The following is a 17,185-nucleotide window of genomic DNA, read 5'->3' on the forward strand; positions in this document are numbered from 1 at the left end:
CGCGATCAGAGCACGATGCGCTTGCTGCCCTCGCGGGCCGAGCGGTAGATCGCATCGACGATGCGGATATCGCGCAGGCCTTCTTCGCCGGGCGCGCGCAGCGGCGTGCCATTCATGATGGCCAATGCGTCTTCGTCCATCTGCAAGGCCTGCTGGTGCGGCACCTTGGCATCGAACACACGGCCATCGCTGGCCTTGCCGGTGACGCCTTGGTAGCTCTGAAACGGCGACAGTTCATACCAGCCGCGCTCGCAGTCGGCACGCAGCACATTCATGTTGGCACCGAAACTGGTCTTGCACGCCGCACGCACGGCATTGGGGAATTCCAGCGTGAAATCCATATGTTCGTCCACTTCATCGAACAGTTCGGGACGGTCGGTCCAGCGCTTGGCGGTGACTGCCAGCGGCTCGGCACCCACGGTGTAGCGTGCGGCATTGAGTGGATACACGCCCATGTCGTACATCGCGCCGCCTCCGAATTCCGAGCGCAACCGCCATGGGCGGTCGGCCTTGGTCGTATCGCGATACCCGTTGTAACCGGCCTCGGCACGCACGCGCTGCATGGCGCCGAACGGCTTCTCGCTGGCCATCGCAATCAGCCGCCGCGTGTTGGGCTCGTGCTGCATGCGGTAGCCGATCGTCAGCGCCACCTTGTTGCGCTTGCAGGCGGCAATCATCGCCTCGCATTCGCCGGCATGCATCGCCATCGGCTTTTCGCACCACACGTGCTTGCCGGCTGCCGCTGCGCGCAGGGTCAGCGGCGCGTGGAGATGGGTCGGGGTGACGATGTACACCACGTCGATATCGTCGTTATCGGCAATCTTGTCGAAGTTCTCGTAGCTGTAGACATTGCGATCGGCGATGCCGTACTTGGATTGCCATTGCGGAATCTTCGACGGCGTGCCGGTGACGATGCCGGCCAGCTTGCAGTGCTTGGTCAAGGCCAGACCCGGCGCGAGTTGTTCGCTGGCATAACTGCCGAGACCGGCCAGGGCGACATTGAGCGGCTTTCCCGGCTTCTTTTTGGGCAGCGTCCAGGCCGGCGCGCCGAGCAGGATGCCGGCACTGCCGAAGGCGGCGAGCAAGCGGCGACGTGTCAAGGATTCCACGGACATGCAAACCTCCTTCAAGTGAGAATGGCGACCAGCACTGGCAAGCGACGTCATGCAGGCAGCGGTGACATCGCGATGTCATGCGGCACGCAGGACACGTATGCGTCACGCCATCGCCTGCCGGAGCAGAAGCTGCCCCCTGCACCTTGCACTGGTTCGGTACCGCCCGCGCACCTTACTTGATCGCGCGTGAGTACCGCCATGGTCGCGGCGCACGTTCTGGCACACTGCGCACGATCTCGCCTGGAGCATTCCGCATGATGGCTATTGCACGCGCCCGCTACCTGACGTTGGCGTTGTTGTTGTCCAGTTCGCTCGCTGCCGCGGCCGACGCGCCCTTCGTTGCGCGTGATCTGATCGGCGATGGCGTCTTCACGCATAACGCAGAAGGCCCGGCCACCGGCCCGGATGGCGCGCTCTACGCCGTGAATCTGGGCAAGGATGGCACCATCGCGCGCATCACCCTGCAGCCGGACGGCAGTGCCCACGCGCAGGTGTTCGTCACCTTGCCGGCAGGCAGCACCGGCAACGGCATCCGCTTTCGCGATGGGGCGATGTACGTGGCCGATTACACCGGCCACAAACTGCTGCAGGTGAACATGCAGACGCGTGCCGTGACCACGTTCGCTGCGTTGCCCGACGCCGATGGTCCCAACGATCTGGCGCTTGCACCCGATGGCAGCTTCTACGCCAGCGACCCGAACTGGAAGGACAACAGCGGGCGCTTGTGGCACATCGGGCGCGACGGCGCGGTGCGGCTGCTGGAGTCCGGCATGACCACCCCCAACGGACTGGACGTCAGCCCGGACGGCAAGCGGCTTTACGTCAACGAAAGCATGTCGCGCAAGGTGTGGGTGTATGACCGTGGCGATGACGGCAGCCTGCGCAACAAGCGCCTGCTGATCGCGTTCCCCGATTTCGGCATGGATGGCATGCGCTGCGATGCCGATGGCAATCTGTACATCGCCCGCTACGATGCGGGCCAGATCGCCGTGGTGTCGCCGACGGGCAGGCTGCTGCGCACGGTTGCGCTGAAGGGGCGCAAGGCCAGCAACGTCGCCTTCGGCGGCAGCGACGGCAAACAGGTCTTTGTGACGCTGCAGGATCGCGGCGCAGTTGAAACGTTCAGATCCGACCGCCCCGGGCGCGAAACCGGACACTGAAACTGCTGTGCGCGTCGCATCGGTTCTCAGCCCGCGCAACCGGGTGCTGGCATTGTGCAGGTCACCTGCGGAGGACTCCCCATGCAACCGATCGAACTCAAGGACGCAGCCGCCTTCGGCAGCGAATTCCTGCGACTGACCCTGTTGCAGGGGTTTCAGTCATTGACCAAGCGCGACCTGGAATTGTTGATCTTCGTGCTGCTCGAACGCGATGGCGCCATCTCGCGCAACAGCGCCAATGCCGTGGTCGCACTGCAGTTGCGGGTCACCTCGGCCAAGGTCAAGGCGCTGCGTCGCGATGGCTATGCGCGCTGGCGTGCGCTGGTGCCCGAGGAAGGCGACGCGGCCATGCAGCGCATCGTGGCCAACGTGCTGACCGAGGACAACCTGCGCTCGGGTGCCAAGCACGTCAGCGAACGCAGCCGCAAGGAAGGCTTCCTGGCAGTGCGCATCGAACACCCCGACGATGCGCAACAGTTCGAGCAGGCAATCCTCGACGTTGGCGCATTGCCGGTGTACGAACGCAATCGCGAAGTGGTGGCGGTGCGTTTCGACACGCTGTTGAAGATTGCCGAACGCTGGGGCTATCTGCAGCAGGACCCGCAGGCGGCCATCCGCGCGCTGCAAAAGCTCACCCCCACCGCCGAAGAAGTGTCGGACCTATTGAAGAAAGACATCGCCCAGCTGCGTTGGGACGATGTGCGCCGCGCACTCAACAGCCTGGGCGCCAAGGCCGTGGCCAGCACCGCCGAGGGCGGACTGAAGGGGTTGCTCAAGATCGTGTTTCCCTTCATTCCCGGCTGAGCGACGTGCAGGACAGCGGCCACACGCCGTTGCCCTGCACGCTGGCGGTCGCCCGCGTGGCGCGCAGCGGCAAGCGTGCAAGCGGTGCCCACCGCAATCGGCTCGACACCCACTATCCTTACCGGCTGTTCCGCATCAGGGGGATCTGATGACCACCAGCCGTAGTGCCACACTCATTGCCATGCTGCTCGCGTGCGGCGCCGCGCCCGCACAGCAAGCACCCTCACCAGCCAGCAGCATGCCGCTGATCGAGGTACCCAACGTCATCCGCACCCAGCCGCTGGCCAGCGGCGAGGTCACCCATCAGACCCAGCTGGAGCGCCCGCGCGGCGAATCCAGCGTGATCGTGCGCTCGATCCAGCCCAGCAGCGTGGCGGGCAGCTACCGCATCGATTTCCAGGGCATGGACGTGGACGGCGATGGCCGCATCAGTCGCACCGAAGCCCAGGCCAACCCCGCACTGGCCGACGAATTCGATGCGCTGGATAGCCGTCACAGCGGCTATCTCACCCGCGAACAGCTGGCCGGCTGGCTGATCCAGTAGCCCTGGCGCACATCCGCATGGCAGTCACGCGCGCCGGTGCTACGCAGGCGCGCGCCGGCCTTCGTTTTTGACACACCACCCCCTTGCAGCGCTCGCTTCGCTCGGCTAGATTGTATTTAACGGATACAATTTGGATGGATCGATGACCGCTCGCCTGGCACTTGCCGCCGACCTCGGCTACCAACTGCAACTGGCCACCCTGGCCTCCAGCCACGCTGCGCGCCAGGAGCTGGCCGAACTGCACCTGACCCCGGCGCGTGTCACCGCGTTGATCCATATCCGCGACCAGCCCGGCTGCGACCAGACCGAACTCGGCAATCGCCTGTTGGTCAACCGCGCCGCCGGCATGAAGATCGCCAATGCGCTGGCCGAGCAGGGCCTGATCGAACGCCTGGCCGGCCGCGACCGCCGCAGCAAGGGCCTGTACCTGACCGAGCACGGCCAGCGCACGCTGGAAGTGGCGCAGGGCTGCCTTGCGCGTGCCGTCGAACGCACCTGCGCCGGCCTGCAGGCCAGCGAGCAGCAGACCCTGCTGCGCCTGCTATGCAAATTGAACGCCAGCGCCACGCTGGAACGGACGACCGCGCCGGACCCCGCGCTGGCCGAAGACTTCTGATCCCCGCAGCCCCCGACTTGAAGGAGACGCCGCTTGAACGAGCATGACGTGGTATCGGTTCGCATCGAAAACCGCATTGCCTGGGTGAAGTTCGCCCGCCCTGACAAGCGCAACGCGATGAGCCCGGCGCTCAACCGCCGCATGATGGATGTGCTGGACGAGCTGGAGTTCGACGACAACGTCGGCGTGCTGGTGCTCGGCGGCGAAGGCACCGCCTGGTCGGCCGGCATGGATCTGAAGGAATACTTCCGCGAAACCGAAGCGCAGGGCCTGCGTGGCGTGCGCCGTTCGCAACGCGAATCCTATGGCTGGTTCCGGCGCCTGCGCTGGTATCAGAAGCCGACCATCGCGATGGTCAACGGCTGGTGTTTCGGCGGTGGCTTCGGCCCGTTGTTTGCGTGCGATCTGGCCATTGCCGCCGACGAGGCGCAGTTCGGCCTGTCGGAAATCAACTGGGGCATCCTGCCCGGCGGCGGGGTGACCAAGGTGGCGGTGGAACTGCTGTCCATGCGCGATGCGATGTGGATGACGCTGACCGGCGAAATGGTGGATGGCAGGAAGGCCGCCGAGTGGCGCCTGGTCAACGAAAGCGTGCCGTTGGAGCACCTGGAAGCGCGCACCCGCGAAGTGGCCGAGCTGCTGCTGCGCAAGAACCCGGTGGCGCTGAAATACGCCAAGGATGCGGTGCGTCGCGTGGGCACCATGACCTACGACGAAGCCGAAGACTATCTGGTGCGCATGCAGGAAGCGGCCAATTCCTTCGACAACAACGCGCGCAAGGAAGGCATCCGTCAGTTCATCGACGAGAAGAGCTACAAGCCCGGCCTGGGCGAATACGACCTGACCAAAAAGAGCACCTGAGCACGTCCAACGGCACCTGAAGCGCTGCGTGCACGCCACGCATCGCTGGCGCCGCCAGTGGTTTTCTGCACCGAGGAGGGAGTATGGAAGCCTTATCCGCAACGCTGCGCGGAATCGCCGCGCGTGGGCCCCTGGGCCTGTTCATCGATGGCCAGTGGCGCGCGAGCAGCGGCGACCGGCATGTCGACGTGGTCGCCCCGCATAACGAAGAGCGCCTGCTGCGCTACACCGAACCCTCGCACGCAGATACCGAGGCCGCCGTGGCCGCGGCGCGTGCCGCCTTCGATACCGGCCCGTGGCCGCAGCTGTCGCCGTCCGAACGCGGCGCGGTGCTCAAGCGGGTTGCCGACCAGTTGCGTGCCCGCCTGCCGGAACTGGCCGAGGCCTGGACCGGCCAGGTCGGCGCCACCATCGGTTTCAGCCGCCGCGCCTCGCAGCAGGCGCCGGGGCTGTTCGACTATTACGGCGAGTTGATCACCACCCACCCGTTCGTCGAACCGCGCGCACGTGCCAATGGCGGCCGCGTGCATGTGGTGCAGGAACCGGTTGGCGTGGTCGCTGCCATCACGCCCTGGAATGCGCCGCTGGTGCTGCTCTGTTACAAGGTGGCCGCCGCGTTGGCCGCCGGTTGCACGGTGGTGGCCAAGCCATCGCCGGAAACCCCGATCGATGCCTACATCCTGGCCGAATGCATCAGCGCCGCCGGTGTGCCCGATGGCGTGTTCAACCTGCTGCCGGCCGGTCGCGACGTTGGCGAACAGCTGATCCGCCATCCGCTCGTCGACAAGGTGAGCTTCACCGGCTCCACCCAGGCGGGGCGGCTGATCGGTGTGGCCTGCGCCGAACGGCTGGCCCGGGTCGGCCTGGAGCTGGGCGGCAAGTCGGCCGCCATCGTGCTCGAGGACGCCGACCTCACCAAGGTGCTGCCCAGCCTGGTGCCCTATTCCATGCCGATCACCGGCCAGGTGTGTTTCTCGCTGACCCGGGTGCTGGTCCCGGCGCAACGGCGCGAGGAAATCCTGCAGGCGTATTGCGCGGCCCTGGGCGCACTCAAGCTCGGCGACCCGTTCGCCGCCGACACCGGCATGGGCCCGTTGGCGCTCGGCCGGCAGCTGGAGCGCGTGCAGTCCTACATTGCGCAGGGCAGCGCCGAGGGCGCGCAGCTGGTGATGGGCGGCAACCGGCCAGCGCATCTGCCGCGCGGGTTTTTCCTCGAACCGACGGTGTTCGCCAATGTCACGCCCGACATGACCATCGCACGCGAGGAAATCTTCGGCCCGGTGGTCAGCTTCATCGACTACCACGACGAGGCCGACCTGATCGCCAAGGTCAATGCCAGCGATTACGGCCTGCACGGCACCGTCTACAGCGAGGATGTCGACCGCGCGTACCGCATCGCACGCCGCGTGCGCAGCGGCAGCCACTCGATCAACGGCATGTGGGTGGACATCGACATGCCGTTCGGCGGCTTCAAGCACTCCGGCGTCGGCCGCGAAGGCGGCATCGAAGGGCTGCATGCCTTCCTGGAAACCAAAACCGTCTATCTCAGCTAGCCGGGCACCACCCGAGCGCGTACCTGCCAGCGGTGCGCGCCCGCCTCGCGGCGATAGCACTGCGGCTCTGCCGCTCTCCTGCAACCGGTTCACGCCATCGCTGGTGAATGCCCGCTGCGTCATCGGGCGTGCGCGTGAACCTTCTGCCGTTGCCGTCGCACTCACGCCAGCCACTCCCCCAAACCGCATTCGGAAGACAGCGCCATGACCATGCCGACTGACTCGATTTCCTTCCATGCCCGCCTCACACCGCAACGCCTCGCCGCGCGCGACCTGTTGCTGGATCAGCAATGGACCTACGCCGAACTGGACGAGCTGATCGGCCGCCTCGCCGCCCTGCTGCAACTGCGCGGCTGCATCGACGGCGAACGGCTCGCCGTGCTCGCCCGCAACTCGGTCTGGCAGGTGGCGTTGCACTTCGCCTGCGGACGCGTGGGCGCGATCTACGTGCCGCTCAACTGGCGCCTGAGCGCCACCGAGCTGGATGCCCTGTTGCAACGCGCCGAGCCGCGCTTGCTGCTGGGCGATGATGTCGCCGCCGGGCGCGCGCATGTCGAAGCGCTGACGGACTTCATCGAGACCGCCAAAGGCCTTGCGCCGGCCGAGACGTCCTACATTCCGCCGGACCGCGTCAGCCTGATCCTGTTCACCTCGGGCACGTCCGGCCAGCCCAAGGGCGTGATGCTGAGCGAGCAGAACCTGCAGCAGGTGGCGCACAACTTCGGCGTCACCACCCGTGTGGATGCAGGCAGCAGCTTCCTGTGCGAAGCACCGATGTTCCACATCATCGGCCTGGCCACCAATGTGCGGCCGGCACTGGCGGTGGGCGGGTCGATCCAGGTCTCCAGCGGTTTCGAGCCGCAGCGCACGCTGGGCTGGCTCGGCAATCCGGCGCTGGGCATCACCCACTACGTCGGTGTGCCGCAGATGATGCAGGCCTTCCGCGCTCAACCGGGTTTCGACCCTGCAGCGCTGCGTCACCTCACCGCCCTGGTCAGCGGCGGTGCGCCGCACGCCAGCGACGACCTGCTGGGCTGGGTGGACGACGGCATTCCCATGGTCTGCGGCTTCGGCATGAGCGAGGCCGGCACGGTGTTCGGCATGTCGGTCGATTGCGAGGTCATTCGCAACAAGCTGGGCGCGGCCGGCATCTGCTCGCCGACGGTGCAGACCCGCATCGTCGATGGCGACGGCAACGACTGCCCGACAGGGGTTCCCGGCGAGCTGTTGTTGCGTGGACCCAATCTCAGCCCCGGCTACTGGCGCGACCCCAAGGCCACTGCGGAGATGCGCGATGCGCAGGGCTGGTTCCGCACCGGCGATATCGTCAAGCGCGATGCCGATGGCTTCTTCTTCGTGGTGGACCGCAAGAAGGACATGTTCATTTCCGGCGGCGAAAACGTCTACCCCGCGGAGATCGAAGCCGTGCTCGCCGACCACCCGCAGATCCGCGAATGCGCGGTGGTGGGCATGGCCGACCCGCAATGGGGCGAGGTGGGGTATCTGGCGATCGTGCCAGCCTCCGAGGACCCGGATCTGGAGCAGATCCGCAGCTACCTGATCGAGCGCCTGGCCAAGTACAAGGTGCCAAAGCATCTACGCGTGGTGGAGGCGTTGCCACGCACGGCGACAGGCAAACTGCAGAAGGCGCGCCTGAAGGATGCGCTCGCGAACGACGCATAGCGCCTGCTGATGCACGTCGGACGCAGAGCAGCTGACAAAACGACTGCATGGCCGCTGCCCGGAACCCGCATGTACCACGCGTCCACGCCGGTCCCTCCGCGCCATCCGCACCCGCCTGGCGGCGCTCGCTACGTTTTTTAGCCACTCTTGGGCGGACACGTTGCCCGGCGGCGACGTGCACGCCGACTGGCCTTGGCAGCGTGTGTGTGTCGCTGCGCGTCCCTGACTCCAGCACTCGCCCTGCGCGTGCCCTGCATCCAACGCACGCGCAGGGGGAATGCCGAAGACGCCGTCGTGGGCACCACTGTCCCAATATGCACATCGGGCAGCCCTGGCTGCCCGATGTGCGTTACTCAGACCGCCTGCATCGTGCCTTTCACTGCAGCACGAGCAGACAGGCGCGCCAGCGCTTACGCGGACGCATCCAGCAGGATGTCGTCTTCGCCGACATGGTCGTCCACCCACACCGCGCCCTGCTCGGCCATGAGCGCCAACTGGTGCTCCAGCTCGCGCATCAGCAGGCGCACGCCCGGCTTGAGAATGGCATTGTTGTCGCGGTAGATCACCCCACCTGCGCGCGCCTGCGACGGCTGCTGCAGCTGGAAGGCGCGCAACTCGCCACGTGCGATGTCGCCGGCCACCATCATGCTCGGCATCACCGCGATGCTGTCGGTGCCGAGCAGAATCTCGCGGGTGAAGCTGGCCGAGCTGGAACGCAGCTGGTCGCGCGTGGCCAGCCCATGCTCGCGCATGACCTGCGCCACGTCACGCTCCACGTGCTGGCTCAGCGTCGGCAGCACCTGGCGATATGCCGCGGCTTCGGCAATGCGTACCGGGCCGTTCGCAAACAGGGGGTGGTCGCTGCGCGCCACCAGGGCGATCGGATCCTGGTACAGCACCTTGCGGACCAGTGCGTCGTAGCGTGCCAGCGGATAGAGCCGGCCCACGACCAGATCGACTTCGTTGCCGGCCAGCTTGGGCAGCAGTTCGTCGGTACGGCCATGCAACAGCCGCACCCGCAGCGTGGGCTCGGCGCGGTAGAGCGCCGCCAGCACGGCCGGCAACAGGCCGCTTGCCGCCACCGGCAGGGCGCCCACGGTGATCGTGAGCGCGTCGTCCTGCAGCAGACCCTCGAAGGTGTCCTGGGCGCGGCGCAACTGGCCCAGCACCACATGCGCGGTCTGCACCAGCACCTCGCCCATGGCGTTGGGGCGCACACCGCGTGAGTGACGTTCGAACAGCGGTGCCCCGACGATCTCTTCGATCTCCTGCAGGGCACGCGTGAGCGCAGGTTGGGTCACATTCAAGACGCGCGAGGCGCGGAGCAGGCTTTTTTGCCGGTCCAGCGCCTCGATGACACGTAGATGCCGGACCTTGATGCGGTGTTCGAAGAACACGGAGGACATGGTCATGGGGGATGGGCCTTACGTTGGGAAGTCGGTGACAGCACCCGGCAGGTGCCCGAGGCGCGCAGTTCAGCGCGCCTCGGGCACCTGCCGGGTCTGCATGAACGCTTCGAACGATTCGCCGCGCATGATGGCGTAGACCTGCAGATTGGTCATGCGCACCACACGGGCGAACTTTTCGATGACGAAAAAATTGGCGCCGTACTGCACCAGGCCAAGCCAGTCGCGTGCGCGGATCAGCGCCTTCTCCTGCTCGGTGAGCCCGGCCTCCTGCATCAGCACTTCTGCATCCTGCAAGAAGCGGTCGCGCCACGGCGCGCGGATCATCTGCCAGAAAAAGCGATTCAGGCGCAGCGCGCGGTTGCTGGTGCGCAGATCGAACAGATAGGTCCCGTCGATCTTGTCCATGCCGTTGACTTGCGGATTCATGTGCAGGCCCTCATGCCGCGTTGGCGGTACGCGCCAACAGCTCTGCCGAACGCGGCGCATCGGCCGCCTCTTCGCCCGGCTCGTACACCACCACGGTCATCGCGGTGGTGGTCATCAGGTAGTAGTTCTGATGCAACTTGCGGATCGGACCCTCCAGCGCGCCACGCATGGCCAGCCACATGATCTGCTCCACGCTCTCGGCCCCGCCCAGGCGCACGTAATCGGTGTGGGTCAGGTCGGTCAGCGTCTCGGGGGCATGCTGGAAGCGGTCCAGAAACTCCATGTCCCACTCGGTGTTGTTGAAGCCGGTGCGCTCGCCATGGATCTGGTGCGACAAACCGCCGGTGCCGACCACCACCACCCTGAGATCTTCCGGATACGACTCGATGGCACGCCGCACCGCCTGACCCAGCCGGTAGCAGCGGCGCGCGGTCGGCAGCGGGTACTGCAGCACGTTGATCGCGATGGGCACCACCGTGCCGGGCCAGTCGGGCACATGCGGCCATAGCAGCGGCAAGGGTGCCGCGCAGCCATGGTCGATGGGCTTGTCCTGGAACACGGTCAGGTCGAATTCGTCATTGACCAGGCACTCGGCGATATGCGACTGCAGCTGCACATCGCCGCGAATGGGCGGCAGGTTGCGCAAGCCCGCTCCCTCGTCGGCCACCGGGAAACGCTCGCCCACGCCCAACGCGAAGGTCGGGTACAGATCGAAAAAGAACGTGGTGCAGTGATCGTTGTAGAAAAACACCAGCACGTCGGCCCGTTGCCGGGCCAACCACTCGGCGACCGGCGCGTAGCCGTCGAACAACGGTTTCCATATCGGATCCTGTTGTTTGCCCTTGTCGTAGGCCACCCCGATGGTAGGAACGTGCGAGGTTCCGATGCCGCCGATGATGCTTGCCATGCTGCGCTCCTGCGACGCGGCGCCGCCGAGGAAGGCCGGGCGCGCGTCATTGATTGGGTCGGGACCGGCGATGCAATGGATCCCAACAGGGACGATCGAGCACTCCGGATTACCAAAGAAGGTATCCTTGGGATCCAAATTGCCATCAAGCGATCTCGTCCGCAAGGTTTTTATACACGCATTTGCGAGTTTTCCCCTTCCAAGGAACGTGCGCTGCGGTACGGCGCGAGAGAATGGAGCCAATGGCGAACAACCACCGATTGCAAGCGGTCCAGCAGCTACGCGAATTGATCCTGTGCGGCACCTTTGCCCCGGGCGAACGCATCACCGAAGCGGCCCTGGCCGAACGCCTGGCGATTTCGCGCACGCCCATCCGCCAGGCCCTGCCGGCGTTGTGCCAGGAAGGCCTGCTGGCACAGACAGGCAACCGCGGCTATGCGGTGCGCCGCTTCAGCCAGCAGGAAAGCCTGGATGCCCTGGCCGTACGCGCCCTGATGGAAGGTTTGGCGGCGCGCACGCTGGCCGAGCAGGGCGCGTCGGCCGAGGTGCTTGCCACCCTGCACGGCTGTCTTGGCGAAGGCGACCGCCTGTTCGCCAAGCGCAGCCTCGATGCCGGTGACGAGCAGGCCTATGCCGCGATGAATGCCCGCTTCCATCGCACCATCGTGGTGGCGGCCAACAAGCCCATCCTCACCGAAACCGTGGACCGCTGCACGGTGGTGCCGTTCGTCAGCCCCAGCCATGTGGTGTTCGGCCAGCGCTCGGCCACCGTGGCCTACGACGATCTGTATTACGGGCACCGCCAACATGGGGCGATCGTCTCGGCGATCGAACAACGCGACGGAGCACGTGCGGAACTGCTGTTCCGCGAACATGCGCATACGCAACGCCACAGCATGGGAATGTGACTACCGCGCCCCGGAGCTGAGCACGACGCACCTGCGCCAACACCGCAGACGCGCCACGCGGCACCCATTGAGCGACCAGCTTGCTACCCGCTCGTGCAGGTGGCAACGGCAGTTAACCCGCCACACGCAGCGCCCCGTCGCAGGCGCTGCGCATGGCGGCGGTGGACGCCTATAACGAATGCACGAACATCAGATTGAAGTTATTGCCAGCGACCGAATTTTCCACATCCACCGGCAGGTACACATTGAAGTTGAACAGGTTCTTTTCGTTCATGCGCCAGGACAGACCGGGGCCGATATAGAACTGCCTGCGTTTGCTGTCCGGCACACGCTGGTCATTGGTGCGGTTGTCCTTCAACTGCTGCAGGTAGTACCCATTGAGCCCCACCCGCCACTGCTCGTTGAGCTTCAGCGAGGTGGCGAAGTTGAGCCAGACCAGGTCGCCGGCCTGCCCGTTGCGGAAACGGAAGCCGGGAATCGGCGGCACGCCGCCGGCGCGGCTGGTCCGGAAGTTGTACAGATAATTCAGGCGCCCGCTGATTTCCCAGCGATCGCTGGGTTGCACGGTGAATGCCCAGTGCGGGGCCACCGACCAGAACCCGGTGCTCTGGTTGATCGCGGTATCACGATCGAACTTGCCGACCGGCGCAAAGGCGTCGATTGCAAAGCGCTGGAAGAAGAACACGCGCCCGTCGCGCATGACCGGCGGCATCTGCAAGGCAGGCCCGAACGAGATATCGCCCATGCCGAACCCATTGCTGCTCAGCTGCACGGGGCTGTCTGCGGCAAATGCGGTGTCGTAATTGACCAACGGCACGATGGCATTGAAGCTCAACGAACCTCCCTTCCAGGTATAGGGCGTGACATAGATCATCTGGGTCAACAGCACGCTGACGTCCACTTGCGGGTCGCGAAAGGCCGGCGAATCGTCGCCGCTGGCATTCCGGATCGAATTGAAGTGGTAATGGCGCAGGTATTCGATGACGGTCCAGCCGGGCGTCAGCGAGCCAAACCCGTCCATGAAACTGGTGCCCCCCACATTGATGCCCTGCGGCGGTGCCGCCGTTTCCGGTACGGCCTGCGCCATCACCGTGCCCGGCAACACCGCAGCGAGTGTGGCGCCGACAATCCATGACCGTTGCCGACGCGACAGGGCGCACAGCAACACCGAACGACAATGAGCAGACAAACGGACGCGTTCCACTAGGCGAATCTCCGGTGCGGACAGGTGGGTGACAGCGGGCGCGGCGTGGGGGAGAAAGCGATACGACAGCGCGGCACGCCGATGGCGGCTGCAACGCTTCTGCGTGTTAGCGATGGCGGCTCAGCAACCGATCTGCAGCAGCAACGCACCGAGCCGCTGCTTGAACAGCCAACGCTCCTGCTCGAAGACCAGCACGTCGTCGAAACTACCGAGCAAGGCCGGTGACTGCGCGGCGAACGGCGGTGGCGCAGAGGTCTGGCTGGCGGTGTAAAGCAGCACATTGCTATGCGCATGCGCCAGGGTCGACGATTGAACGGTGACCAGGGTATTGAGCATCAGGTGGCAGGTGGTGCGCGGCGGACGCGTACGAAACGCCTGCAGGATGGCCTCGCGCCCACGCACCGGTGCGTCGGGTGCGCTGGGCCGTGCGAACACGCCATCGTCGGTGAACAAGGCAGCAAGCGCCTCGTAATCGTGGCGGTCGTTGTACAGCGCGAACCTGTGGATCAGTTGCTCGCAGGCAATGATGGTCGATGCCTCGTCGTGCATGCAGCCTCCTTGGATTTCAGCAAAACCGATCGGCGTCGCCAGCGACCGCTGCGTCACCGCCGGTGGCGTGGCCCGCTGGCCATCACGCGGCCTGCAGCCAGTCGCGCAGGGCGGCGGTCACCGCCGCCGGCGCCTCCACCGGCGCCATGTGCCCGCTGTCTTCGAACACCACCAGACGCGCCTGCGGGATGTGCCGCGCCATGTCCTGGTGCCGGGCCAACGGGCTCCAGGCGTCCTGGCGCCCGACGCCCAGCAAGGTGGGGCAGCGGATCCGTGCGAGCACCGGCGCGGCATCGGGGCGCTCCAGCAGGGCCGTGATCTGGCCGGCGAACCCCTTCGGGCTTTGACGCTGCACCATCGCCGTCAGGCGCTCCATCAACGCGGCATCGTCGACACGGTCCGGGTGCAGCATCGGCGGCAGCCAGGCCGACGCCAGCGCCTGCATGCCCTGGGTGCGGGCCAGGTCCACCAGCGCCTGTCGCTCTTCGCGCTCGCCCTCGCGACGTGGGGCGACGCCGGTATCGAGCAATGCCAGCCGGGTCACGCGCTCCGGTGCCTGGCGCATGATCTCCAGCGCGACGCGTCCCCCCATCGAGTGCCCGGCCAGTGCGAACTGCGGCGGTGCATCGGCCAGCACGTGGGTGGCCATCTGCACGATGCTGTCGAAACCGGGGAAGTCCAGCACCTGCACCTCCGCCAGGCCCTCCAGCGCCTCGCGCTGCGGCTGCCAGATGGCGGCATCGCAGAGCAGGCCGCAGAGCAGCAGCAAGGGGGGCTTGGGTGGGCGCGCAACCGAGGTCATGCGCCGACTGTAGCTAGGCCGTGCGCGTCCGTCGTATGGAAGATGCGGCCTTCGCTATAAGTTTCTAGGCATAAAACAAAGGCTGCGCCGGTTATCCGCGTTCACGCCGGCCGGCGCGGCGATGCTCACGCACCGCCAGAGGCGCGCTTCCACAACACATCGACCAGCGGCGGCAGCTTGCCGGCCAGGCCGAGCACCGTTCCGCGCAGCAAGGTCAGGTGCATCTCGTCATTGGAAAACACCCGATTGATCGCATCGAAGCCGTAGGCGGCGACGGCGTTGTCGCTGCGACGGGTTCGCGCCCACCGTTGCAGGCGGTGCGGCGCAGCCCAGTCGGCACGCTTGGCGCGCGCGTTGCGCACTTGCTCGCGCAGCGCAGCGACATCGCGCAACCCCAGATTGACGCCCTGCCCGGCAAGGGGATGCACCACGTGCGCGGCATCGCCCAGGGTCAGCACACGGCCGCTGACGTACTGCTCCACCAGTTGCCGCTGCAGCGGAAAGGCAGCGCGCGGCGAGGCCACCCGCACCTGGCCAAGGCGTGCGGCGAAGGCCTGGGTGAGCTCGCGCGAAAACGCCGCATCATCCAGGGCCAGCACACGTGCGGCGTCGGCATCCGGCAAGGTCCATACGATCGAACTGCGGCCTTCGGCAAACGGCAGGAACGCCAGCGGCCCGGTGGTCAAGAAGCGCTGCCAGGCGGTGGACTGGTGCGGCCGCTCGGTCTCCACGAAGGCCACCACGCCGCGTTGCGCGTAGGCGTGCCGCGAGACCGGCACCCCGGCCAATTCGCGCAAGGTGGACGCAGCGCCATCGGCGGCGATCGCAATCGCCGCCTCCAGGCGGCTGCCATCGTCCAGCCGCAGGCGCACGCTGCCGCTGTCCTGCTCCAGTTCGACCACGCGCGCCGGACAATGCACCTCGATGCCGGCTGCGTGCACGGCCGCCCAGAGGCGATCGACCAGCAGCGCGTTTTCGACGATCCAGCCCAGCTGTTCGCGCCCCAGCGTGTCGGCATCGAACCCCAGCTCGCCGCCCCCGCCGGCATCCCAGACCCGCATCCGCCGGTAGGGCTGCACGCGGGCGGCACGCACCGCCGACCACACGCCCAGACTGTCCAGCAACGCGGCGTTGTCGGCGGCGAATGCGTAGACGCGCAGGTCGGGTTGGTCGGCGTGCCAGTGCGCGGGTTCATGCCCTTCCACCAACGCGACCTGCAGCCCGGCATCGGCCAGCGCCAAGGCGCAGGCGGCGCCGACCACACCGCCACCGACGATCACCGCATCACGCGGCGTGCGCCGGTTCATGCCACACCCCGGCACAGCTGCGGGACTTCGCCACGGAAGCCCATCGCGCCCCCGACCAGCATCGACTGCAACGGAGCGGCCTGCGAGGTCGCCAGCAGGCCCAGGCTGCGCAGCGGTCGTAGCAAAGGCGCCGGATTGCCGGTCAGCCGCGCCAACCCGCTGGAGAAGCCGATCGTGTGTTCACGGTCCACGCGTCGACGCGCCAGATACGCATCCAGCCGCGCACCCGCACCGGCATCGCTGCGATCGTGTTCGATCAGTTCGGCCAGCGTCAGCGCATCGCGCAGCCCGAGATTGAAGCCCTGCGCGCCGATCGGATGCAGCGTCTGCGCGGCATTGCCCAGCAGCACCACGCGTTCGGCGATGAGGCTGTTCGCCAGCACCTGCACCAACGGGTAGGCGCTGCGCTCGCCACTGGCGATGAAGCGCCCGGCACGCCAGCCGGCCGCGCGCTGCAGCCGTGCCAGCCAGCCGGCCTCGTCCAGGGCCGCCACCGCTTCGGCATCGGCACGCGCCACGCAATGGATGGCGCCGTAATGGCGGTCGCCCCGCGGCAGCAATGCGGTTGGCCCGTGTTCGCCGAAGCGCTCCCAGGCAGTGCCATCGGGCGACCTGGCGGCCCGCACGCGCGCCACGAACAGGGTCTGCAGGAAATCGTGCGCGTCGGTGCCGATATGCAGCAGCTCGCGCACCGCGCTGTGGCTGCCATCGGCGCCAACCACCAGCCTGGCGCGGACCAGTCGCTCGCCGTCGGCGGCCGCCAGGCGGACTGCGCGCAGGCCGTCCTGCACCGGCTCCACGCCGATGCAGCGTGCCGGGCGATACCGGTGCAACCGGGTCAGCTCGTCCAGACGCGCCTGCAGGGCATCGCCGAAATCGCGCGCCACCACCACCTGGCCGAAGCTCTCGCGCCCGTAGTCGGCGGCGTCCAGCTGCACGCGCCCGAAGTCGCCTGCACGGCTGACGTGGATGCGCCGAATCGGCCCGGGCGGGTTGCGCAACCTTGCCATGACCCCGAGCGCGCCCAATGCATTGACCGTGGCGGCGGCGAAACTCAGGTTGCGTTGGTCGAATACCGCCGGTGGCGCGCCGGCCGGGGTGGCTTCCACCAACCCGACATCCAGGCCGAGGCGGTCCAGCGCAATCGCCAGGCTGGAGCCGACCAGGCCGCCGCCAACGATCAAAACGTCATGTGGATGTGTCATCGCCACATGATAAGCCCTGGCCCCAGGCAGGTTGCCGCCGGGCGTTGAGACAGATTGCCGCGCCCGGCCCGTTTTCCCCGCGTCGCCGGCACGGGCATGCCGGGTTCCACGCTACACTCCCCGGCCTGTGAC

The 17,185-nt window shown here is 66.7% G+C and carries 17 protein-coding genes and 1 other RNA gene; 9 read left to right on the forward strand and 9 right to left on the reverse strand.

The features are described 5' to 3' along the window. Window positions 1–5: 5 nt before the first annotated feature. Window positions 6–1,115 (reverse strand): Gfo/Idh/MocA family protein, encoded by a 1,110-nt coding sequence (locus OZ10_RS03135; protein WP_039563922.1) that lies wholly within the window; start codon window positions 1,113–1,115, stop codon window positions 6–8. A gap of 254 nt (window positions 1,116–1,369) precedes the next feature. Here OZ10_RS03135 and OZ10_RS03140 point away from each other — a divergent pair, with 254 nt between their 5' ends. The 8 genes from OZ10_RS03140 (at window position 1,370) to OZ10_RS20515 (ending at window position 8,479) form a co-directional block, all read left to right on the forward strand. Continuing rightward, a complete protein-coding gene (locus OZ10_RS03140) occupies window positions 1,370–2,275 on the forward strand; it encodes an SMP-30/gluconolactonase/LRE family protein (protein ID WP_039563923.1) in 906 nt (301 codons plus the stop codon). Window positions 2,276–2,356: 81 nt separating this feature from the next. Beyond that, complete coding sequence (locus tag OZ10_RS03145) at window positions 2,357–3,079, forward strand: hypothetical protein (RefSeq protein WP_039414730.1); 723 nt, start codon at window positions 2,357–2,359, stop codon at window positions 3,077–3,079. 148 nt (window positions 3,080–3,227) lie between these two features. Next, window positions 3,228–3,623 (forward strand): EF-hand domain-containing protein, encoded by a 396-nt coding sequence (locus OZ10_RS03150; protein ID WP_039563925.1) that lies wholly within the window; start codon window positions 3,228–3,230, stop codon window positions 3,621–3,623. Between the two features lie 142 nt (window positions 3,624–3,765). Next, window positions 3,766–4,239 (forward strand): MarR family winged helix-turn-helix transcriptional regulator, encoded by a 474-nt coding sequence (locus tag OZ10_RS03155; protein ID WP_039563926.1) that lies wholly within the window; start codon window positions 3,766–3,768, stop codon window positions 4,237–4,239. 33 nt (window positions 4,240–4,272) lie between these two features. Beyond that, the gene (locus OZ10_RS03160) at window positions 4,273–5,100 is read left to right on the forward strand and encodes a p-hydroxycinnamoyl CoA hydratase/lyase (RefSeq protein WP_039414721.1); all 828 of its coding nucleotides are present in this window, start codon (window positions 4,273–4,275) and stop codon (window positions 5,098–5,100) included. 83 nt (window positions 5,101–5,183) lie between these two features. Continuing rightward, on the forward strand, window positions 5,184–6,653 hold the full coding sequence (locus OZ10_RS03165) for an aldehyde dehydrogenase (RefSeq protein WP_039563928.1): 1,470 nt from the start codon (window positions 5,184–5,186) through the stop codon (window positions 6,651–6,653). A 204-nt stretch (window positions 6,654–6,857) separates the two neighbouring features. Further along, a complete protein-coding gene (locus OZ10_RS03170; RefSeq protein WP_039563929.1) occupies window positions 6,858–8,336 on the forward strand; it encodes an AMP-binding protein in 1,479 nt (492 codons plus the stop codon). A gap of 69 nt (window positions 8,337–8,405) precedes the next feature. Further along, window positions 8,406–8,479, forward strand: a non-coding RNA gene (locus OZ10_RS20515) — sX9 sRNA. Between the two features lie 267 nt (window positions 8,480–8,746). Here OZ10_RS20515 and OZ10_RS03175 read toward each other — a convergent pair. The 3 genes from OZ10_RS03175 to OZ10_RS03185 form a co-directional block, all read right to left on the reverse strand. Continuing rightward, window positions 8,747–9,748: a LysR substrate-binding domain-containing protein gene (locus OZ10_RS03175; protein WP_039414712.1), complete on the reverse strand. Its 1,002-nt coding sequence runs from the start codon at window positions 9,746–9,748 to the stop codon at window positions 8,747–8,749. Between the two features lie 63 nt (window positions 9,749–9,811). Further along, a complete protein-coding gene (locus tag OZ10_RS03180) occupies window positions 9,812–10,171 on the reverse strand; it encodes a protocatechuate 3,4-dioxygenase (protein ID WP_039563931.1) in 360 nt (119 codons plus the stop codon). A gap of 10 nt (window positions 10,172–10,181) precedes the next feature. Next, on the reverse strand, window positions 10,182–11,078 hold the full coding sequence (locus OZ10_RS03185) for a gallate dioxygenase (protein WP_039563944.1): 897 nt from the start codon (window positions 11,076–11,078) through the stop codon (window positions 10,182–10,184). 233 nt (window positions 11,079–11,311) lie between these two features. Between OZ10_RS03185 and OZ10_RS03190 the strand changes: the two genes are divergently transcribed. Next, window positions 11,312–11,986 (forward strand): GntR family transcriptional regulator, encoded by a 675-nt coding sequence (locus tag OZ10_RS03190; RefSeq protein WP_039413062.1) that lies wholly within the window; start codon window positions 11,312–11,314, stop codon window positions 11,984–11,986. A 169-nt stretch (window positions 11,987–12,155) separates the two neighbouring features. Here the strand turns inward: OZ10_RS03190 and OZ10_RS03195 are convergent, their stop codons facing one another. The 5 genes from OZ10_RS03195 to ubiH form a co-directional block, all read right to left on the reverse strand. Further along, window positions 12,156–13,190 (reverse strand): SphA family protein, encoded by a 1,035-nt coding sequence (locus OZ10_RS03195; RefSeq protein ID WP_039563932.1) that lies wholly within the window; start codon window positions 13,188–13,190, stop codon window positions 12,156–12,158. A 120-nt stretch (window positions 13,191–13,310) separates the two neighbouring features. Then, window positions 13,311–13,739 (reverse strand): nuclear transport factor 2 family protein, encoded by a 429-nt coding sequence (locus OZ10_RS03200; protein WP_039563933.1) that lies wholly within the window; start codon window positions 13,737–13,739, stop codon window positions 13,311–13,313. A gap of 82 nt (window positions 13,740–13,821) precedes the next feature. Next, complete coding sequence (locus OZ10_RS03205) at window positions 13,822–14,541, reverse strand: alpha/beta fold hydrolase (protein ID WP_039413054.1); 720 nt, start codon at window positions 14,539–14,541, stop codon at window positions 13,822–13,824. Window positions 14,542–14,666: 125 nt separating this feature from the next. Further along, window positions 14,667–15,848: a UbiH/UbiF family hydroxylase gene (locus OZ10_RS03210; RefSeq protein WP_039413051.1), complete on the reverse strand. Its 1,182-nt coding sequence runs from the start codon at window positions 15,846–15,848 to the stop codon at window positions 14,667–14,669. Next, the gene (ubiH, locus tag OZ10_RS03215; protein ID WP_039563934.1) at window positions 15,845–17,053 is read right to left on the reverse strand and encodes a 2-octaprenyl-6-methoxyphenyl hydroxylase; all 1,209 of its coding nucleotides are present in this window, start codon (window positions 17,051–17,053) and stop codon (window positions 15,845–15,847) included. The genes OZ10_RS03210 and ubiH overlap by 4 nt, the downstream gene beginning before the upstream one ends. Window positions 17,054–17,185: the final 132 nt, after the last annotated feature.

This window comes from Xanthomonas cannabis pv. cannabis (assembly GCF_000802365.1).
Lineage (GTDB): Bacteria > Pseudomonadota > Gammaproteobacteria > Xanthomonadales > Xanthomonadaceae > Xanthomonas > Xanthomonas cannabis.